The sequence below is a fragment of the Methanomicrobium antiquum genome (assembly GCF_029633915.1).
GTDB classification, from domain to species: domain Archaea; phylum Halobacteriota; class Methanomicrobia; order Methanomicrobiales; family Methanomicrobiaceae; genus Methanomicrobium; species Methanomicrobium antiquum.
Genome location: NZ_CP091092.1, coordinates 539,906 through 560,938, shown reverse-complemented (window position 1 = coordinate 560,938; position 21,033 = coordinate 539,906). Strand labels below are relative to the sequence as shown.

Here is a 21,033-nt window from a genome sequence, read left to right as displayed (position 1 = left end):
AATTTTCTAGTAATTTCATTAACTCCTATTTTCTTCCCAGGATAAGACATTCCATGTCCATGAACGAATTGCTGTTCCGGTTGTCGTATTATCCGCACCAAAAACAGATGCAATTACCATATGCGTACCGGGAGAGACATTTTCAAAAATGAACGAATCCTGCAGGACACCGGTATCGCTCAAATAAACCTGTTCGTCAGAATCAAGTGAAAACCTCATTGTCGAAGGAGAACCTGAGACGACAGTGAATATTCTGTCCGAACCTACAGTATCATTAACAACACGTCCCTCAGGAGAGGAATACACTATCTCCGGCAATGTGACTCTCACAGTATTATCATATGTATCACGATATTCACTGATGCTCTCAATACATCTTTCCTGCATATTTTTCAGCCTGATTAAATCCAGAATTGTGGAAAAAAGTTTACACCAGTCGATACCGTCCACAGGTGACAACCGGACGGTGCACATGGGGCTGTATGCAACATGTCCATCACTGCTCATGGTGAAGGAGATGCTGTCCAAAACCGGCACTGCATTACGCTCCCCGGTTCCGTCAGAGTTCACTGTCTTTATCATCCTGCCGTCAGTTGTGAGATATACTAATCTCCCGCCGGTTGAATCCCATCTGGGATTTTCGGAAAAATATACGCGATCATCGCCGATTTTATAATTGCCGGAACCATCAGGGCGAACCGTCCATATGCCGTCAGTCGATGCATATGCAATCCAATCTCCAGCCGGACTCCACGACGGCAGGCTACAGTCTTCAACTTCAATCAGGGTCTCAGACTCATTCTCGATATCGATAATCAACAGCCCTGCACGGGAATTATTTTCAGAAATAAGAGTGCCGTTTACAGTAGTGGTTCGGCGTGAAGGACATGAAACGACAATCCTCCTGCTATCAGGACTCCACGATGGAAAAACATCAAAATGACATCCGTCAACAACAATTTTACTGTTCCCGCCATCGGCATCTATCACCCTAAGAGAGCTATTCTGGATATAGGCAATCCGTCTCCCGTCGGGACTCCAGCCCCGACAAAGAGCCAAAGACTTACTATCCGTGAGCCTGGTGAGGTTCTTACCGTTTCTCTCGATCGTCCAGAGATCCCTTCCGGCTAAAAACACGATGGTTTCTCCTGATGGATTCCAATAAGGGCGAAAGGGGACATCTTCCAAAGAGGTCAGCCTCCGTGTATTCCACGTCCGGGTATTCACTATCCAGAGATCAGACGAATCAGGTTCACGATAGGAATAGGCGACATAAGCGATCTCTCCTCCGTCAGGGCTGATTGAAGGGTACATGGAGTCGTATTTTCCACCAATCTCAAGAAGAAAATAGTTCCCCGGGAGAACACCTGCACAAGCGGACGCCCAGATTAATATTCCACCGGCTGTGATGAACACAATTGCAATAATTGAGATTACATTTTTTTCTTTCATTGATACAATCCCATTCTCATTCTCTGAAAGAACTATTGAACATCCCCATATCCATACGGCCAGTTGATCCCATATATATCCTGATATTGTGACGGTTCTCTTAACAGACCGCCTGCATTTTGCGCACCACTTAATCCCACCGACACCACATCAGCAGAACCCCAGTTTGCTGTAGCCGGAATTGTTTCAAGTGTATTACAAAATCCAGCAAGCATCATCATTAATTGAATTAAAGGATTATCGTTTCCTGAATATGCCCAGTGGCGGACAAATGTATTTACCTGGGGTTCAGAGTGCCTCATTGTGATTGTATATTGAAGATCAAATTCGACCGAAAATTCAGCATCAGGAAAAGCTACCATCAATTCATACCAGTTTACCAGAACACTGATTTTTAAAATATAACCCTGAGTATCAGGATGAATCCCTGTAATTTTTTGGATTTCGGAAACAGGTTTAACAATATCCCGGATTGGCTTTGCCTCAACATTATATCCTGAATTATTTACCAGATTATTAACCGATGGTTTAACATTTGATATATTTACACCAATATTTTCTGCCGTTATCGGTACTGAAGAGCAGTAGGGATCACCTGCAAACAAATACAACTGGTAAACAAACGGTTCAACTTCAATGTTTCTATAAATCCGATCTGCTTTATATTTCACTGTCCCCGAATATGTATACGACTTAAAATCATAGGTTTCAATTGAAACTGAATGAAAAGGATCGGTAGAAACGCTAACAGCAGCTGCCTTAGGAGATGTTGGATGACAGAATAAATCCACATAATGTTGGATTTTTCGAAGAGTTAAAGGATCACTCCATCCGCACTGAGGTGAATTTGATTCGTAAACGGTCCACTGACCATTTATGCACTTGTATAAATCATACCCTTTACATTGTAAATCATTTTCGATGCATGATGTTGGATTGGTAAGATGCCAGTTCCAATGTTTTTTATCTCTTCCATTTGCATTAACAGCAGTAACTTCAACCTTATGATCTCCTGCAGATCTGCTTGCAAATTTAAATGAACAAGGATAGTTTTCCCATATAACACGCTTCTTACATACCGGCAAGCCATTAAAAGCAAATTCCAAATATGCCGGCTGGTTGGCACTTGCTATAAAAGTCCTGGGACTGCCAATCTGATCAGTAATGTCTTCAGAGACCGGCTTGATAAGTGTTACAACAGGTGAATCAGCGGAGCGGATATGCCAGTTCCATGTAGTTTCTCCACTACCATTTGTGTTATCTGCAGTAATTTTTACAACAAAATTCCCTAATATTGTATTATTAAATGTACATGAGATATTCCTGACAAAATATTCAGACTCACATACTAAAAAATCATCAATATATACTTTCATTAAAGCATTTTGATCAACACTTGCTTCAAATCGACGCATTGTATTTATAAGATCAGTAATTTCCTGTTCCCCTGGATCAACCCGTGTTACAACAGGCGGTGTTGACAGGACATTCCAGTTCCAATAATTTTCCCCGGATCCATTGGCATTCTCTGCAACCACCCGGACTACGTGACTACCCACAGGTGCACTCTGAAAAGCGTATGAAATCTGTTGGACAGTAGAACTAGTCTCAAATAAAAGAGAAACACCAAGATAAATTTTCATTATTGCAGGCTGATCACATGATGCTGTGAACGTCCGCATAGTACCGACAGGATCACAGATATCAGAACCTGAAGGATTAACGAGTGTCACAACAGGAGGAGTCGGCGGGGGATTGCCCATATCACTCCACCTCCAAAAATCCGTCACGGATTAAATATTGGGGAAGAATCCAGCCGTTGCAAAAAACAATATTACCTTCCTTTTTTATTATATCAAAGTCAGGATGTGTCCTGTAGGTCCAGTATTTATTGTTGTAAGATCCAAACATTCCTTCGTCGCTTCCGATAGGACTTCCGGGCTTTTTTGATTTTATTCTCTTAAAAACTTCCATAAAATCATCCTTTTGAGTTTTAAGTTTGTAATCTGCAGAAAAATTGATGTAGACCGACGGCTGGTAGCAGACCACTTCACAATTTTTTGGCCTGTCATAAAATTTTAGATTTTTATTCATACACTTTCCGATTACGGCAAGATCGTAATCCTCCTTCCTGAATCTTTCCATAAAGCCCGCATAATCAAAACCAAACCATTTCAGATCAGGAAAAATATCCCAGTATTCGGCAGGAAATGCCCCAACTGCGATCGCTTTTTTCGTGCCGTACGGAAATTGATATTGAGGCTTTATCTCTTCGTAAACAAACTCTTCAGGATTCACTAATTCAAATTCGGCATTAACGTAAGGTCCTTCAAGTTCAACTGGAGACTTGGTATATACAATCTTTACATTTCTTTTATGAAATAAATCCCATAAAACCATCAAATAATCCTCGCTCTCTCCATCTATAATCATATAATGATTACGCATGCAATCCAAAACAGCGTTTTTAGCTGATTTCTGCCATTCGTCTTTCAAATAATGAGAAATCACCTCATTCACATTATTGAAAAGATCGATATACGCCATTCCTTTGGGAGAGTATGCAAAAGTAATTTCCAGCAGGTAAACATCAAAGCCGGCAGGAATACATCGTTCAAAATCCTCCCAGGTCTTTGTTGCTTCAAGAGGAATTGTATAGTGGTAGCAGTCATTTTCAATGTAGGAATGTACATCAAAATAGCCTTTGTCCATCTGAAGACAGGCAACTTTCAGATTCCGTTCTCGAAAATATTTCTCCAAAAGAAGAGCAGTCGTTGTCTTTCCCTGACAGGGAATCGATGCAAGTATGTAAATTCGTGAAGTTGTGTTTTTATTATTCATATTATCCATTCAATAATTTTATAAAATTTATTAGCATTAAATATTATAAAATAATATTTATTAAGATTAAATGTTAATATTTAATGAAATCGTGTAACTGTTGAATACGTATAAACGAGCAGGCATATTTATTCAATATAATTCATAAAAAATAGAACAAAAATCAGAGATATATACTCCAAAGCCAGATCTCCCTGAACCTATCAAAAACCTCTTCTGCACCCAAAGATTTATCAAATCTCCCTTAATTCCATACCACCGGAGTAGGTTTTTGCAAGATCATCCGCACTCCCCGAAAGATCCATTATTCCAAGAAGCTCATCCACCTTGTCTTTTGGATTATCAATCCCGTAAAGGCGGGCAAAGATGAGCATATTCTCACGTCCTGTAAGATTTGTGTCAACCGCCATGTCCTGCGGGACATAACTGAGGCAGCCTCTTACCTTATCAGGCTCTTTTAAGGTATCATAGCCGCATACGCTGGCACTACCCCTTGTCTGTCTGATGAGGGTTGTAAGCATAAGGACGGTTGTTGTTTTTCCGGAGCCGTTCGGACCTAAAAGGCCAAATATCTCACCATCAATATTCAGATTCAGACTGTCAACCGCACAGAGACTCCCAAACTCTTTGGTGAGATCTGCAGTCTCAATTGCGGTCATTAATCCTCGCCCGTTCTTTCAAGGAAATCTTCGGACTCAAGATAAATCTCCTGAAGTTTTCGGATTGTCTCTTCATCAGCATCCCAAAAACCACGATCCTTTGCCTCAAGAAGCCTTCCTGAGATGCTGTGAAGAGCATATGGATTATTATCCTCTATCCACTGCCTGTTTTCAGGATTAAAAAGAAAATGTTCTGCCGCCGCCTGGTATTCCCAGTCGTCTAATGCATCTGATGTGACATCCCAGCCAAAGGCATATTCAACGGTTGTGACAATTTCCTGAACTCCTCTAAACCCGTGCGGTTTTAATCCTTCAATCCAGCGTGGATTTAGAACGCGGCTTCTAAAAATAAACCTTATCTCTTCATCAAGAAGTTTTGTCTTTATGTTTTTGGGATCTGATGCCTCGCCTATTACTGATACGGGGTCTTTATTGCCATATGCCTTGACACACGCATTCATTCCTCCAAGGACAGCATAATCATCATCGGTCTCAAGAATATCCCATTCACGTGAAACGCGGTTTTTTACGGTTGCATCAAGACTGCCAAACTGTTTTTTAAAGAGTTCAGGGAATTTTTCACCCCTGAACTTTCTCCCGTACGCATGTGCTCCCCAGTTTGTGAAAACGTCAGCCAAATCCTTTCTGTCCTTCCATGCCGATGCATGTACAACATCACACACTCCTACACCATGCTGTCCCGGAGGGTCGCCAAATATCCGTATAAGCGCCATCTCGCGAGCTTCATCTTCTGGAAAGCCCTCTTTAATCCTCTCAAGCAAATCTTCTTTTAAATGGGCTGAAAGGAAGTTGACATCATCTGTTTCATCCAAAGAAGCAATTGTTTCAACCCCCTCATCGATCATATTAACAAGGTTTGGGAAAGAATCACGAAACATGCCGCTGATTCGCAAAGAAGCATCTATACGAGGCCGGTTTAACTCACCTGCCGGAATTACCTCAAGACCTGTTACGGCACCGCCACGGTCCGACCATACAGGCCGAAGTCCCATAAGCCACAGAATATATGCAATGTCATCTCCGCCTGTTCTCATTGTATCTGTTGCCCAGACAACAATTCCCACCTTTTGCGGGTATTCGCCTTTCTCTTCGATGTAGCGCTCAACCATCTGATCTGCAAGCTCTTTTCCGGTCTTCCATGCCGAAGGCGTCGGGATGCATGCAGGGTCTATTGAGTAGCAGTTTTTGCCTGTCGGAAGAAGATGTGCGTTTCCGCGGGTTGGATCACCCGAGCCTCCTGGTGGAACATATCCTGCATCAAGCCCGAGAATCAGGTTTGTCATTTCATCAGTTGTCAGATTCAGGTTTTTGACGAGTTCATCACAGATATATGCCGCACAGGTTTCAAGATCATTATTATCAGGACCATATTCAGCAATTATCAGTTCAAGCACTTCTTCGCAATTATAGCCACACTCAGCCATTTTAAGAATCAGATCTGTGGAGGAAGCGTCAATCAGATCAATAAGGGCGCCGTTTGTCTGACCCCTGGTTTCATTGAAATCAGACGGACTTTCCATTAAATTCCTAAGCGACAGGGACATTGCCTTTGCAATGCTTTCCCTAAGAGAAGGAACAATGCCGTTCTCAAGCCTTGTCAGTGCATAAATCATCTCTAAAAAGCGGTTGCCGGCGGGTGGTTGTCCATAGATGTGCAGGCCGTCTTTTATTGTGGCGTCACGAAGTTCACAGATATAATCATAAAGCCGTTCAGCGTTTTCTGCAATTTCTTCACATACGGGTTCATCCGAAAGGCCAAGATCCTTTGTGAGATTTTTGTCTATTACAATGCCGCGTGCCTCTTCAATCAGGTTTTCGGCCTTTTTTGCTTCACCGCCGCGCCTTGCACGCAGATATTCCTGAAGAATTGTGTCAAGTTTGGATAGCTCTCCATATCCTTCGGCACGCATCATTGCCGGAGTGTTGTAGTCAAGAGCAACGGCCCAGCTTCTTCTTTTTGCCTCCATTCCCTCGCCGGGATCGTTTATGATGTAAGGATAAAGGTGAGGCATATCCTCAAGAATCAGATCAGGATAACATTCCTCTGACATTGCATTTCCCTTTCCGGGTAGCCATTCAAGAGTTCCGTGTGTTCCCATATGAATTACCGCATGTGCGCCGAACACATTTTTTATCCATCGGTAATATGCTAGATAATGATGGGGCATTACAAGATCTGTTGAGTGAATCATAGTTTCTATCTGCTCAAAATGACCCCTTGGCGGCTGAATTCCGATGAATATATTCCCCTTGACAACACCGGGGATGCAAAGCTCTCCTTCATATTCAAAAAGCTCTCCTGGTGCTTCACCCCAGTCTTCGGATATTTTTTTCTGGTTCTTTTGAGGGATTTTCAAAAACCACTGCCTGTATAAATCAGCGCTGACAAAGCCTGCCGACCTTTCCTTCATCTGCTCCTTTGTCATCCAGCGGGTGTCATTTGTAAGACCCGCAATCATCTCATAGATAAGAGCATTTCCATCTTCAGGAATATTTTCTACAAAATAGCCTTCATCTTTTAAGTGATGAAGAATTTCAATGACACTCTGCGGAGTGTCTAGTCCGCCGGCATCACCGAGAGCATCCATATCTCCGGTATACTGGTAGAGGAAAATTACAACTTTTCTGTCCTTTACAGGTACTCTTTTTAGTTCTGACCAGCGTTTTGCCATCTCTGCAATTCTTTCGGGGCGTCCAGGTATAGGAATTGCAACATTTTTTCTGCCTTCATATTCACCTGTTGTGCCGAGAGGGATTGCAATTATCTGTCCGTCAAACTCCGGCCAGATGATTCCTGATGAGATCTCCATTGCCGATAATCCCTGATCATCATTTATCCACTGCTCATATGACCTGTACATCGTTATCGTCTGAAGAAGTGGTACATTTAAGTCGCAGAAAAAGTTGTAGACAGGATCTGTTTTTGTACCGTCATTTGGATCTGATAAAGAAAGCTGTGAAAATGACATATTAAGAATTAATACATCTATTATGGCGACATCGTCTTTTATCAGGTAAGTTTCAATGAATTTTCTGATACCAATTGCACCTGTGACTTCATTAGGGCTTGTTACAAGGAAAAAAGGCAGAACATTCATACCTCTCTCTTCAACAGCCTTTATCAGTGCATCAACTGCAAGAAGATTTCTCCTGATGTAAAAAAACTGGTGAATAAGAATTCCAACGGTTGGTTTTTCCGGGTCAATTCTCTTTAAGTGAGCTTTAAAATCATAGTTTTCAGGCAGGGACGGGTGATAAAATCCTTCAGTGGGCGGATAATGCAGCGGCGGGATTTCAACATCAAAACCGCCCAGATTTTTGCAAATCCACATTAGGAGGCAGTTTGTATTCTCCTTTCCGGAAAGTTCAAGGCATGCATGCAAAAACTTATAATCCTCTTCATTCTGTGCAAAGAGATGACGATTCTCGGCCATTTCCTCTCTGACCGAACTTACAAAAAATGTATTTATGCTGTATTCTTTCGCTGTATTTATGAGGCGATCGAATTTCTTGAAATATGTTGCACTACCGTGATTGCTTACCACCAAAAGCAGGCATAATTTGACATCCTCAAGAATTTCTGCAAATTTTTTCTCCTCTGAATCAAGTGCCTCGGAAGTTGACTGTACAACCTCTATCTGGAGTCCTGATTTTCTGCAGGACGCCGCAGCCTCCTCTACCCATGGATTTTCGCCTGTTCCGGCGCTTATATAGACTATTTTCAACTGATAATCCTCCATTTCAAAGTCTGGATTAAAAATTATTGTATAATGAGTCAGCGGCCATAGGTAAAATTATTTTTATTTAAAACAAATTAAACCGTATATATTCTAGAGACAACTATGACATTATCGCATAACATCAAACGAAACATCCTCATCTGCCTGGTTATTGTGGCTCTGGCGGCGGTTTCTTTTTCAGCAGGATGCCAAAACACGCATTACTCTTCAAATCCGATTAATGTATCCATTTTAGCGGTCAACGATTTCCACGGGCATCTCTATCCCGAACAGGAGCTGAATTGCCGCCCGGCAGGGAGTGCTCCCATTCTGGCATCATATCTTAATTCGGCCATGGATTCATCAGATGCGGATTATACCGTAATAGCTCTGACGGGCGATACTATTGGGGCATCTCCGGTAGAATCAGCTCTCCTTCAGGATGAGCCCGCAATTGAGTTCTTTAATTCATTAGTGAACAATGAATGCAATCCGCGGGACAGCGGAAAATGCACAAAATGCAATTTAATCTCGATTCCCGGCAATCATGAATTTAATGACGGAATGGATGAGCTGATGCGTATTATCTACGGCGGAAACGGGGACACAAAAATACAGCACATCACAAATCCATATCCAGGCGCTATGGCGGATTACATCTGTGCAAATGTTGTGTGGAAAGATAACAAAACGCCCGTTTTCCCGCCATACACAATCCGTGAAATAAATGGTGCAAAGATGGCTTTCATCGGTGCCGTTACTACTGAAACAACCATTCTTGAGCTTCCACAGAATATTGAAGAAATATCGTTTATAAACGAAAGTGAGGCAATAAACAGTTATGTACCCGAAATTCAGGAACAGGGAATACATGCTATTGTTGTTCTGCTTCACAACGGAGGAAATCAGGAGGCGTATTCAGGGCCGACACGTAAAGGATGCAATGTTACAGGTCCGGTAACCGGGATCGTATCTGAACTTGATGAGGATGTAGACGTTGTCCTTGCCGCCCACACTCATGATTTTATAAATGCATATCTTCCAAATGCCGGAGGGAAAGATGTCCTTGTCGCTGAAGCGTATGCTTACGGGGCGGCATATGCAGATGTTGAGCTCCTTATTGACCCTCATAGCAATGAGATTATCAGAAAATCGGCAGTTATTGTGCCTGTATATGCTGATCAGTCGCCGGGGACATCACCTGATCCTGCCGCTGAGAAACTGCTTTCTGAAATGAATATAGCTGTTTCAAAGCTGCGTTCTGAGGTTATTGCAACAAGTGAAGCAAATATTTCACGAATTCCTGATGTCTCGGGGGAATCAGCGCTTGGCAGTCTTGTGGCTGATTCCCAGCGGGCTGCCATGAAAACTGATATTGCACTTGTGACAGCAGGCACTCTGCCGGGTTCAATTCAAGCAGATCTCCCGAAAGGCAACATTACATGGGAAGATTTGGAAGCAGTCCTCCCTGCGGATGCGTCCATTGCTGCAGAGTACGGCGGATGGTACAGCCGGCCGCATGTTGCATCACGTGAGATCACAGGAGAGCAGATTAAAACAATTCTTGAAAGACAATGGCAGGAGCCGTTGCCGGAGGAGTACCTTTCCGTTTCCGGAATAACATATGCCTGGGATCCCTCCCTGCCTGCTGGAAGCAAAGTAACAGAAGTTCTGATTAACGGCGTTCCGCTTGACGAAGATGCAATATATACCGCCGCCATGAACTACTATATGGCCTATGGAAATGCCATGGGCGGAGGAGTTTTAGCACCGCCATGGGACTGGGAAGTTAATGTGAATGTCGGCCCGGCGGATATTGATGCACTTATAAATTATATTCAGGGACTGCCTCAGCCGCTGGATATGATAAATAATGAGATCAGCGTACCTGCTTGTGGCGTTTGAATTTTCCACCAATATATACAATAATTGTGATTAATGGTGTAATATAGGGATTTTGAGAAATGTTCCTTCACAACAGATATACAAATTGCATGAGAGAAAATAGTGATCTATTCTCTACTTTTTTTGTAATTATATCAAATTAAAAACATTTTGTAATTTGTTTTTCTGAAATTTATCAATCTGATAAAAGTTATTTTGTAATCTCAGCAAGGTCTGAGTGATTGAAAGATATCAGCATCTTCACTGATTGCTGTGGGAGCAAACCCCTCGGTCAGTATATTTGGCTAAGTGAGTACACAGAGGTGCCCAATCAAAGTAGTCCGGATACTATCAAAACACTAAATATGCTGGTAAAAATTTAATCGCATAAAAACGACAGGTTTCCGTCAATAAAATTTCTAAAAAAGAATAAAAAAATTAATTCTGTTGAATTTCTCTTTTTAAAATATGATTTTAATTTTGAGCAATAAAAAAAGATATTGAGGATGTTGTAAACCTCATTAATTATCTATTTGAATACAACAGCACCACTTGCTATAATCTTTGCTGAATCCTTATCAATTAGTTTGTATCCAATCTCCTTTCCAAACTGTGCTCCAAATCCGTTAATTGTACCTTTTGGTTCCCATACAAGATATTTTCCATTGCTGGATGATGGTCCATACGCCGAATCAGTAGTGTCATAACATCCGCATGCATAGAGCATAAATTTGTCACCAGGTGAAATAGAGATGTCCTGAAGACTCGAACCTCCAATCTTCGCGAAATGATTCCATGCTATAGGTACAGATACATAGTTTTGATCATATTCAAAATCAACACCGGCAGTAATGTTCTCTTCCAAACAGGTCCAATCAGAAGAATAGTCAACCTGATCTATATATGACAGGGTATATTTTGTGGTCCCTGAACTGAGTTGTACGTCAATATCAGTTAAAGAGAAAGAATCTCCACCCGTATTTTCAAATTCTATACCATTGTTTGCAGTAAAATCAGATGTGCCGTAATCGGCCTCGGAGTTTGTTTTATCTAGGTCTAGGAAAGCTTTGACAACAGGTTCTGCAGTGATTGTTACTTGCGGGGCCATCTTTTGATTTCCTGCCAGTCCTCCGGCAAATCCGCTAACAACTGCAGCAATTATAATTGTCACTACAAGCATAAGCATGACGCCGACTACCGGCGATACTGCTTCATTATTTATTCCTTTCATGCTACAACAACCTCCTTGTCATAGATATATTTACCACTTGGGATGTGCATGATTTTTACGTCAACTACACTGCCTGTTCCAAAGTCGGGATCTCCTATTTCATATGGGGAATCCGGTTCACTGATCCCAAGCATCTGTGCAAGTCCTGCTTCACTATAAGACCCCCCAGTATCCATAATATCACCAGTCTTCCATGTGAAGTTTCCAAACCATTTTGAAGGAGTCGCGTAAGCATATCCGTCCCTCATATCATTTAGGAATGGAGTTGGAATGTAATATTCGGAACCATATTTTGTAACAAAGTGCGTTGCTTCACTTGTGGCAGTCTGTTCATGGTGGAATGTCTTCCCGCTATTATTTGTGTAGTAGGTGATGATAGCCAGATCCTTTGTCGGCATGGAATCTCCGCTCAGGAGTTCAAATTCCATATTATAGCCATTACTTCCCATGCCCACATCACCATATCCTATTCTCACATCAATGGCTGCTTGTGGCGCTGTCTGAGTATTCCCGACAAGACCTCCGGCAAACCCACTTACAACTGCAGCTATAATAATCGTTACAACCAGCATCAGCATCACTCCGACAACCGGTGACACTGCCTCTAAATTTTCAATTTTTTTCCTAAACATTTCCATAATACCTCCAATTTCATTGGGGAGCTTATGTCAAAACCAGCACATCAAAAATAAATTGGGTTAACTCAACATAAGTTGAATGAGTTATTTTATTATTCTAACATATATTTGTTTTGAGATGTGATTCCACAATTTAATTCTACAAAATTTCAAACTGACTATTGTAAAAAAAATATTTTTAAGAAAATATCTTTTGCAGGATTACTGCAATACGGCATTATGGAAGTATACTATAAAGCTAAAATATGATGTAAAATTGGCACAAAACGCCAGAAAATCTCACCTTCACAGAAGCCATGTGTTGGATTATCTCAACCCTTCCCTATATAAACATCGTCTGAAAAAAAGAGGGCAATAGCGGGCCACTACAGGGGTGCTTTCCGACCTTTAATCATTCTAATACGGACGTATTGCCTTTATTGAAAACCCTCCTTTACAACCGTCTCTAAAATGCAAAAATAAGCTCAAACTAAATATTTTCAGCCTGCACACCTGCTATGAAAAAGAGATATAAATGCCTTTTACTAAAATCCCTTTTACGAGAAGAGATCTGAAAAACCTCATGATAATTACAGGGATTTGTGAAAAAACGGATTACCAGATAATGATTTATACAAAACCCGTTTTATAATTAAAAAAAATACAGACCAAAATGGAGTCAGATAGAATAAATTTAAAAATCAGGACATTCAGGAGTATGTCCGGACAAAAGCATGAGTAACCGGATGCACCCATTCAGGGTAAAACTTTTACTTAAGTAAATATTTATTTCAAAACATCAAATTCCTTAATATGAAATACCTCCCGCTGATTTTTTTAATAGCAGTAATAGTATCAGCAGTTTTTGCCTGCGGATGCACAGAAACACAGATTAATCCTGATTCTTTATCAGAATCACAGGAAACATCCGTCCTCCAACCGTATGCAGATGAAAATGAGACCAGTATAAAAGACACATCAGAGATTTCAGATTCAAATACAGATTTTTTAAAAATAACTGACGATACCGGATTTGAATCAGAGATCAAAAAATATCCAAAAAGAGTAATCTCACTTGCGCCAAGCATAACAGAACTTTTCTTCGCGATTAATACAGAAAAATCCGGCGCAAAACTTGTTGGAAGAACAGCATATGACACACACCCGCCAGAGGCGCTTTTAGTGGAATCAATAGGTGGAATGACAACAGGAACAAGCATCGAATCAGTAATCTCAAAAGAGCCGGATCTTATTTTTGCAACAACAATGGTTGACACAACGATGGTCTCGCAGTTAAGGGATAACAAATACCCCGTCATTCTCTTTCATATTGAATCTGTAGATGATATTTATAAAAACATAGAAGTTATCGGAGAAGTCTTAAACGAAAAGAAAAGTGCTGTCAGTCTAACGGAAAAAATAAAAGCAGAGATTGATGAAATTTCAAAAAGACACCATCCTGCAAATCCGCCAAAGACAATGTATGCAGTATCAGCAGATCCAATGTATGTAACAGGGAAAAATACATACTTAAATGAACTAATCGAGCTTGCCGGAGGAGAAAACATCTATTCAGACACAGAAGGATATTTTGTCGCAACAACAGAGTCTATTATTATGCGCCAGCCGGAGGTAATCATTGTAATAGACGGTGTGATGAACTCCGGCATTGACTTAAGAGAACAGATTCTAAACAACAAAGAGCTTGCAGATATTCCTGCCGTTAAATCAGGAAGAGTCTATTCAGTCGATGACGATCTTATTTCAAGGCCCGGACCAAGAATCGGAGAGGCCCTGGAGATTTTATATCAATGTATCAGCGGCGAAGAACAATAGCCATATCAGCAGGGCTTTTCATCGCAACAATAGTTGTAATGGTAATCTCAATTGGTGTCGGAGAATCAGGAATAAGTGCAAAAAAAGTATTTGATATCCTCACATATCCCTTGTCAGGATTCATACCTCATTTAACACAGGTTCCTTACTGGACAGGCGGTGAAGAGACAATAGTTCTTGGAATCCGTCTGCCAAGAATCATCTTAGGAGCACTAGTAGGCTCATGTCTTGCACTTTCAGGAGCGGCGCTTCAAAGCCTCTTTAGAAATCCTATGGCAGACCCGTATATCCTTGGAATTTCAAGCGGGGCTGCTTTAGGAGCACTTTTGGTCTTTGTATATGGAGCAACTGCTTTTTTTACAATATACAGCATTCCGGTAATGGCGTTTATCTTCGGCCTTGGAACAATGTTTCTTGTATACAATGTTGCAAGAATTGGAAATCTCGTTCCGGTAAACACTCTTCTTCTATCAGGTATTGCAATATCAGCTCTTCTTTCTGCCTGCAACTCATTCCTGATGTTCTCAGCAGGCCACAATCTCAATGCTATAATGTTCTGGACAATGGGGGGTCTTTCAGGACGGGGTTGGGATTATGTCTGGATAATGCTCCCCTTTACAATTCTTGGAATAATCATTATGATGGTTCTTACAAGACAGCTTAATGCCATGATGTTTGGTGAAGAATCAGCACTGTATCTTGGAATCAATGTGGAAAGGCTAAAAAAAATTCTTCTTATTACAACCGCTCTTATAACAAGTGCGGCAGTATCGGTAAGCGGAATTATCGGGTTTGTCGGCCTTATAATTCCACACATCGTAAGGCTTGTAACAGGTCCCGATCACAGGATACTTATTCCGGTCTGTATTTTTGCCGGAGCACTCTTTATAGTCATTGCAGATATGATTGCGAGGTTAATTATTGCACCCTCAGAGCTCCCATTGGGAATTTTAACTGCTCTATGTGGTGCTCCGTTCTTTTTGTATCTTTTGAGATCAAGGAAAGGTGAGCTGTAATGCCAATAGAAGTAAAAAATGTCAGATTCGGATACAGTGACTCATCTGATGTTTTAACTGACATGAATTTTACATGCCACGACAACAGGATTACAGGCATAATCGGGCCAAACGGATGCGGAAAAACAACAGTTCTCAAGATTATCGCAGGCTTTCTTAAACCAAAATCAGGGAGTGTTTACTACAATAACAAAACTACAGATTCCCTTAATTCAATAGAACTTGCAAAACTGCGTGCAGTTGTAGAACAAAGCGTCTATTCTCCTTTCTCATTTCCAGTGTATGACTATGTAATGCTTGGGCGGACACCATATCAGAAGAATTTTACGGCAGATTCCGAAGAAGATCACAGAATTGTGACAGAAAGCTTAAAAGATACCGGCATGCTTTCATTTCAGACCCGAAAGATTAACGAACTTTCCGGCGGAGAACTCCAGCGGGTTATGATTGCACGTGCTCTTGCACAGGAGCCTGAGTACCTTCTTCTTGATGAACCAACATCACATCTCGATATCAGGCATCAGCTTGAAATGATGAAACTTCTCTCAGACATATCAAAGGATAAATCAGTTCTCTGCATAATACACGAAATTAACCAGGCATCTGCATACTGCGATGACATAATTATAACAAAAGGCGGCAGTGTCCTAAAAGAAGGCCGTGCATCTGAAGTTCTCAAAACCGACAATATAGAAGAGGTCTTCGGCGTTCTTGCAATGCAGTATAAGCATCCGGAGGGAGGAAAAGAACAGTTTGTATTCTCACTTCCGCCGGATATAAAATCTGGCAAAAAAAAGCATATCCATGTAATATCAGGAGAAGGGCGTGGCAGACAGATAATTCTATCCTTGAAATCTGCCGGATTTCATGTAACGGCAGGAATTTTAAATGTCGGCGACCAGGACTATGACACCTGCACCTCTGCAGGAGTTGAAACTATCTCAGCACCTCCATTTTCAGGTTATTCGGATACAGATGTTTTAAAGCTTAAAAAAATGTGCGACTCATCAGATGCAATCTGTTTTATCGCAACAAATGTCGGCTTTGGAAATCTGGCAAACCTAAAGACCGCTCTTGAATACATAGGCAAAAAGGAGTTTTTCTTCGTAAACGCTGACAAAAACTTCAGAAAAATTGATATGACAAATGGCCTGGCAACAGAAATCTACAACCGCATGATAAAAGAGGCAAAAGTAATCTCTGATGTTGATGAATTATTATCAGAGCTTATATAAATTTTAGAGCAGATAACCAAAAAGGATTTTTAAAAGATGACAAGAGGATATATTCAGATAAACACAGGAGAAGGCAAGGGAAAGACAACAGCCGCACTGGGGACATGTATTCGCACCTTAATCGCCGGAAGACAAGTCTTTTTCGGTCAGTTCATCAAAGGGCAGAACAGCGGAGAGCTAAAGCTTTCAGAATATTTTAATAATTTTCATATCGAACAGTTCGGCGATGGCTGTTTTATCTTCAAAGAGCCTGATGACAATGATATTCAGCTTGCAAAAAATGGTCTTTTGAGATGCAGTGAAGCTTTGTCCTCAGGGAAATATTCTCTTGTTGTAATGGATGAGATTAATGTTGCAATACATAGCGGCCTTTTGGAAACCGGAGATGTAATGGAGGTTTTGAAGAACAAAAACGAGGCGACTGAAGTTATACTTACAGGCCGTTACGCACCAATTGAACTGATAGATGCAGCAGACCTTGTAACCGAGATGAAAAAAGTAAAGCATTACTTTGACAACGGTGTCAAAGCACGCGAAGGAATTGAATTTTAATTCCTGATTTTTAAAAATTAAATAAGCCCATTCACTATATTTCCTGTTTTAATCACTCTTACTTTCCCAAATTTTTGCTTTCTAAATTTTAATAATCCAAAATACAACTTGTAAAAATTCAGATCTTTAATATCACATTTTGTTTGTGAAAAAAAGGTTCATGAGATGTAGTCTCATGGCATTATACTAATGTTAAGGGAATAGCCCCAGACCAAAAAGATAAACTATTACTGCTATTGAACAAATCAGCAGAGATATCAGCATATAGTCTGCATAGCAGAACTCTTTTTCAACAAGCGGTGTTCTTTTCATAGTCCGAAGTCCACGTAAATCAATTGTAAGTCCAAGAACGTTTGCCTTTCCAAGAGCGTTTGAAACAAGCGGAATCATAATAGGTGTCAGTGATTTTAGCTTTCCAACAACTCCTTTCCCCGGATTTAGTGCCCTTGCAAGCTGTGCTTCATGAATCCTTTTTCCCTCAAGCTGAAGACTTGGAATGAATCGTATCGCAATCAGAAGCATAAGAGTATAGTCAACAGGAAGCCTCATAGTCTGAAGTGCATGTACAAGATCCCTTGGCTGTGTTGACAATATTAAAATCTGAAATGCAAATAGCATGGCAAAAAATCTAAGAGACAGTATCATTGCAAAATTAAGAGCACCTGCTGTTATTGCGATATTTCCGCCAATATAAGGAATTGCTGATGGAATAAGATATCCGATAACATCTCCGGACTGCATAGTAAGAATTGTCAGGAGCAAAAGCCCGAGTGACAGGAAAATAAGCATCGGAACCTGCTTTAAGAGTTCTTTTGAAAACTTTCCTAAAGCTGAAAGCAGGAAAAGAACTAAAACAAGTACTGCAATTATTTCAGGTTTTGTGGATATAACAGCAATTGAAATTACTAAGACCAGAAAAATTATCTTTGTCAGAGCATTCATCCGGTGAAATAATCCGTCAATTCTAATGTACTGCAAAATTTCAGCCATCTTAAATACCTCCCGGACAAATTCCGCTGTCGCCTGTTATTTTTCCGTCAGCCATTGTAATTATCCTTCTTGCATAGTTTTTCACAATTCCCATATCATGGCTTACCATGATTACAGTATGACCCTGACTGCTTAATTTTTCAAGAATAGACATTATTCTTCGGGATTCTTTGAAGTCAAGACCGGTTGTAGGCTCATCAAGAATTATAATCTCAGGCTTCATTGCAATAACGCAGGCGATTGCAAGTCTTTGGCGCTCACCCCTGCTCATTGAACGCGGAAATACTTCTGCTTTTCCAAAAAGCCCCACTTCATCAAGAATCTTTTCGATATAATCAGAATCATCTTTTAGGTCCATTCCGATGTTTTTAAGCCCAAATGCCACTTCACGCTCAACAGTATCCTCAAAGAGCATTGTATCAGGATTTTGAAAAACAAGGCCTGCATGCCTTGCAAGTTCTGTTACACCTGCATCTTTTGTTTTAATGTTACAGACAAAAACCTCACCTGAAGTTGGCTTTAAAAGTCCGTTTAAGTGCTTTGAAAGTGTAGTCTTTCCTGAACCATTCTCACCGATTATAGCGATAAGTTCTCCTGGCATAATCGTTAAGGAAATATCATCAAGTCCGCGGTGTTCACCGTAATCATGAACAAGATTTCTGATTTCAACAACAGGTGTCTCATTAAAAGATATTTTACAGTCAGCAGGCTTTTCAAAGCGGCCGGATTCATCATCAGTGTAGTTTTTGAAAAAATCATCTGATGATAAAACAGACACAATTCTTCCATTGTCTATTAATGTAACACGATCGGCAATTTCCGCCATTTCACGCGGCTTTTGTTCAACAACAATGATTGTGCTCCCCTGCTCTTTCAGCCTCTTTAAAACAGATATAATAACAGAGGTTGCCGAGGTGTCAAGTTCTGCTGTTGCTTCATCAAGTATGATGCATTCTGTTCCTGATGCAAGCGTTGCGGCAAGAGACACTCGCTGTTTTTGCCCTCCTGAAAGAGTGTGTGGTGCACGATATCTGAGTTTTTCGATATCTGTTATACTCATTATCCTCTCAAGCCTTTCTTTAACATCTAAAGGGCTTAGACCACGGTTTTCAAGGCCGGACAACACCTCTTCCTCAACAGTTGTAAATATCAGCTGAGCGTCTGCATCGTCAAACACAACACCGATTTTACTGCCGATATCCCCCATGTCTTTGTATTCCGAGACGTCTTTTCCAAAAATGCGGATATTTCCTTCACGCATTCCTTCATATTCATGCGATATTATTCCGGCGGCGGCAAGACAAAATGTTGTTTTTCCGGCACCTGTTGTTCCGTTTACCAGGATACATTCGCCTTTTTTTATATCAAGAGTTATACCTGAAAGTGCAGGTGAATCTGCTGACGGATATTTGTATGAGAAATTTTCAAAGCTTATTGCAGAATCACTTTTTTCATCAGTTCCAAAAGAACCTTCAGAAACATGCAGAGGGGATTTTACACCTCCTGTAGCATGTGAATCAAAATCCTCTTCTAACTCAGACTCTTCCACTTCAAATTCCTTTGGCTTATATTTTATCTCTTCAGTTGAAGATGCACTTCTCATAAGAATCTTAGAGGAGGGAATAAAGAGAGCCTGTGTTATAACCGAGTTTGCAACCGCTGTCAGAATAATTATCGGCGATAATGTAACAACAAAAAGTCCGACTGTGAAAGACTCATAAGGCTCTGTAATAACACCTGATACAATAACGACCAGGCTTATTAAAAGGAATGAAAAGCCGCTTACAAGCGTTGCTATAAATGTTGAAATTCCCGGTGCCAGAGGAATTCTACCCTTTAAAAATACATAAACAAGCAGGCAGACAAGTGCTCCCAACGGCTCGGATATTAAGTTTGCAGGCGGAAATATAGAATGGCTTATAATTGCAGATATAATTCCCGCAACAATTCCTATTCCAAGTGCATCCTTTATCTTTGGCGCAATCAGTATTATCGCAAGACAATAAAGAGCGATTATCGGATTTGCAACGATTGCCCCTGGAACAACATTCAGAATATATCTTAGAATTGCACCGATTGCAAGAAGAATTCCAACTATTGCAATATCTCTTGATTTCATATTGAATATCCTCAAAAAGAAGTGCTTACAACACTCATTATTGTATATGTTTGTTCATCAAAGAGTTAAATTGTTTATGATAAAACATACGGATTTTTTTTTTTGAATTTAAAAAAATTAAATTTTTAGCGGGAGATTATCCGCTTTGCCGGAATATATAGAATCTGTGTTACAATACAGTTGAAAACTGCAGTGATTATTACAATAGGTGCAACCATTCCGAAAAATCCGATGACAGTTCCGCTTGGAATTGATATGAATGATGCAAGCATTACAACCATACAGATACCAATGAATGAAAAGCCGCTTACAAGCGTTGCAATGAATGTTGTAATCGCAGGAGATAAAAGCGAAATCTTCTCTAACTTTTTGGAATCTCCTAAAAGACCATAGATTCCTGCACATGTCAAAGCACCTAAGGGTTCGGATATTAAGTTTGCAGGCGGGAATATCGAGTGGCTTATGAGCATAGATACAACTGCCGCAACAAGACCAATTCCAACAGCTTCCTTAAGCTTAGGCCTTATCAGAATAATCGCAAGACAATAAAGTGCAATAACCGGATTGCCAACGATTGCACCCGGAAACATGTTTGCCGCAAATCTCAGAATTGCACCAACGGCAAGACATATTCCGACAATTGCGATATCTTTTGATTTCATCTGGTAATACCCCCGAAATCACAAGCTAAAAGATTGTTCTTACGACTTTGCAGTTTTGAATTATTATTTTTAAAAATGCATTCCTTCTTCATCTATGAACATATTTGTTCATTACTGTATAAATATTTATGCAGACTTTTGTCTTTGATCTTCAACACTTTTTTTTGAATATTTTTTCTTTTTTTTATTTTTTACCCAC

General features: G+C 40.5%; 15 protein-coding genes. 5 read left to right on the top strand and 10 right to left on the bottom strand.

Features of this window, described 5'->3' with window-relative positions; all coding sequences use genetic code 11:
* Window positions 1–18: 18 nt before the first annotated feature.
* From L1994_RS02700 to cobN, 5 genes are all read right to left on the bottom strand, one after another.
* Window positions 19–1,452, bottom strand: coding sequence for a hypothetical protein (locus L1994_RS02700; RefSeq protein WP_278100152.1), 1,434 nt, complete (start codon window positions 1,450–1,452; stop codon window positions 19–21).
* 32 nt (window positions 1,453–1,484) lie between these two features.
* A complete protein-coding gene (locus L1994_RS02695) occupies window positions 1,485–3,215 on the bottom strand; it encodes a hypothetical protein (RefSeq protein ID WP_278100151.1) in 1,731 nt (576 codons plus the stop codon).
* Window position 3,216: 1 nt separating this feature from the next.
* Entirely contained in the window at window positions 3,217–4,302 is a 1,086-nt protein-coding gene (locus L1994_RS02690; protein WP_278100150.1) for a hypothetical protein, read from the bottom strand.
* A gap of 224 nt (window positions 4,303–4,526) precedes the next feature.
* A complete protein-coding gene (locus tag L1994_RS02685) occupies window positions 4,527–4,952 on the bottom strand; it encodes an ATP-binding cassette domain-containing protein (protein ID WP_341275801.1) in 426 nt (141 codons plus the stop codon).
* On the bottom strand, window positions 4,952–8,698 hold the full coding sequence (cobN, locus tag L1994_RS02680) for a cobaltochelatase subunit CobN (protein WP_278100149.1): 3,747 nt from the start codon (window positions 8,696–8,698) through the stop codon (window positions 4,952–4,954). Before cobN ends, L1994_RS02685 begins: the two co-directional genes overlap by 1 nt.
* A 117-nt stretch (window positions 8,699–8,815) precedes the next feature.
* Between cobN and L1994_RS02675 the strand changes: the two genes are divergently transcribed.
* The gene (locus tag L1994_RS02675) at window positions 8,816–10,597 is read left to right on the top strand and encodes a bifunctional metallophosphatase/5'-nucleotidase (protein ID WP_278100148.1); all 1,782 of its coding nucleotides are present in this window, start codon (window positions 8,816–8,818) and stop codon (window positions 10,595–10,597) included.
* A gap of 508 nt (window positions 10,598–11,105) precedes the next feature.
* Here L1994_RS02675 and L1994_RS02670 read toward each other — a convergent pair.
* Both L1994_RS02670 and L1994_RS02665 read right to left on the bottom strand, forming a co-directional pair.
* A complete protein-coding gene (locus L1994_RS02670) occupies window positions 11,106–11,807 on the bottom strand; it encodes a type IV pilin N-terminal domain-containing protein (protein WP_278100147.1) in 702 nt (233 codons plus the stop codon).
* On the bottom strand, window positions 11,804–12,445 hold the full coding sequence (locus tag L1994_RS02665) for a type IV pilin N-terminal domain-containing protein (protein WP_278100146.1): 642 nt from the start codon (window positions 12,443–12,445) through the stop codon (window positions 11,804–11,806). Before L1994_RS02665 ends, L1994_RS02670 begins: the two co-directional genes overlap by 4 nt.
* A 792-nt stretch (window positions 12,446–13,237) precedes the next feature.
* On the opposite strand from L1994_RS02665, the gene L1994_RS02660 reads away from it, so the two are divergent.
* Genes L1994_RS02660 through L1994_RS02645 form a run of 4 tightly spaced genes read left to right on the top strand, consistent with a single transcriptional unit; the run spans window position 13,238 to window position 17,063 of the window.
* On the top strand, window positions 13,238–14,260 hold the full coding sequence (locus tag L1994_RS02660) for an ABC transporter substrate-binding protein (RefSeq protein WP_278100145.1): 1,023 nt from the start codon (window positions 13,238–13,240) through the stop codon (window positions 14,258–14,260).
* Complete coding sequence (locus L1994_RS02655; protein WP_278100144.1) at window positions 14,236–15,276, top strand: FecCD family ABC transporter permease; 1,041 nt, start codon at window positions 14,236–14,238, stop codon at window positions 15,274–15,276. The genes L1994_RS02660 and L1994_RS02655 overlap by 25 nt, the downstream gene beginning before the upstream one ends.
* Window positions 15,276–16,511 carry an ABC transporter ATP-binding protein gene (locus L1994_RS02650; protein WP_278100143.1) on the top strand — a complete coding sequence of 412 codons (1,236 nt, stop codon included), beginning with the start codon at window positions 15,276–15,278 and terminating at the stop codon, window positions 16,509–16,511. Before L1994_RS02655 ends, L1994_RS02650 begins: the two co-directional genes overlap by 1 nt.
* A gap of 36 nt (window positions 16,512–16,547) precedes the next feature.
* Window positions 16,548–17,063 (top strand): cob(I)yrinic acid a,c-diamide adenosyltransferase, encoded by a 516-nt coding sequence (locus L1994_RS02645; protein WP_278100142.1) that lies wholly within the window; start codon window positions 16,548–16,550, stop codon window positions 17,061–17,063.
* Window positions 17,064–17,255: 192 nt separating this feature from the next.
* Here the strand turns inward: L1994_RS02645 and L1994_RS02640 are convergent, their stop codons facing one another.
* The 3 genes from L1994_RS02640 to L1994_RS02625 form a co-directional block, all read right to left on the bottom strand.
* A complete protein-coding gene (locus L1994_RS02640) occupies window positions 17,256–18,053 on the bottom strand; it encodes an energy-coupling factor transporter transmembrane component T family protein (protein WP_278100141.1) in 798 nt (265 codons plus the stop codon).
* Window position 18,054: 1 nt separating this feature from the next.
* Window positions 18,055–20,172 (bottom strand): energy-coupling factor transporter ATPase, encoded by a 2,118-nt coding sequence (locus tag L1994_RS02635; RefSeq protein ID WP_341275800.1) that lies wholly within the window; start codon window positions 20,170–20,172, stop codon window positions 18,055–18,057.
* Between the two features lie 125 nt (window positions 20,173–20,297).
* Window positions 20,298–20,834 (bottom strand): tryptophan transporter, encoded by a 537-nt coding sequence (locus L1994_RS02625; protein ID WP_278100140.1) that lies wholly within the window; start codon window positions 20,832–20,834, stop codon window positions 20,298–20,300.
* Window positions 20,835–21,033: the final 199 nt, after the last annotated feature.

Bases quoted from the DNA above. Each gene is read 5' to 3' on its own strand.
- L1994_RS02685 (WP_341275801.1), bottom strand. From the start codon at position 4,952: ATGACCGCAATTGAGACTGCAGATCTCACCAAAGAGTTTGGGAGTCTC.
- L1994_RS02625 (WP_278100140.1), bottom strand. From the start codon at position 20,834: ATGAAATCAAAAGATATCGCAATTGTCGGAATATGTCTTGCCGTTGGT.
- L1994_RS02660 (WP_278100145.1), top strand. From the start codon at position 13,238: ATGAAATACCTCCCGCTGATTTTTTTAATAGCAGTAATAGTATCAGCA.
- L1994_RS02645 (WP_278100142.1), top strand. From the start codon at position 16,548: ATGACAAGAGGATATATTCAGATAAACACAGGAGAAGGCAAGGGAAAG.
- L1994_RS02635 (WP_341275800.1), bottom strand. From the start codon at position 20,172: ATGAAATCAAGAGATATTGCAATAGTTGGAATTCTTCTTGCAATCGGT.
- L1994_RS02670 (WP_278100147.1), bottom strand. From the start codon at position 11,807: ATGAAAGGAATAAATAATGAAGCAGTATCGCCGGTAGTCGGCGTCATG.
- L1994_RS02690 (WP_278100150.1), bottom strand. From the start codon at position 4,302: ATGGATAATATGAATAATAAAAACACAACTTCACGAATTTACATACTT.
- L1994_RS02675 (WP_278100148.1), top strand. From the start codon at position 8,816: ATGACATTATCGCATAACATCAAACGAAACATCCTCATCTGCCTGGTT.
- L1994_RS02655 (WP_278100144.1), top strand. From the start codon at position 14,236: ATGTATCAGCGGCGAAGAACAATAGCCATATCAGCAGGGCTTTTCATC.
- L1994_RS02695 (WP_278100151.1), bottom strand. From the start codon at position 3,215: ATGGGCAATCCCCCGCCGACTCCTCCTGTTGTGACACTCGTTAATCCT.
- L1994_RS02650 (WP_278100143.1), top strand. From the start codon at position 15,276: ATGCCAATAGAAGTAAAAAATGTCAGATTCGGATACAGTGACTCATCT.
- L1994_RS02700 (WP_278100152.1), bottom strand. From the start codon at position 1,452: ATGAAAGAAAAAAATGTAATCTCAATTATTGCAATTGTGTTCATCACA.
- L1994_RS02640 (WP_278100141.1), bottom strand. From the start codon at position 18,053: ATGGCTGAAATTTTGCAGTACATTAGAATTGACGGATTATTTCACCGG.
- L1994_RS02665 (WP_278100146.1), bottom strand. From the start codon at position 12,445: ATGGAAATGTTTAGGAAAAAAATTGAAAATTTAGAGGCAGTGTCACCG.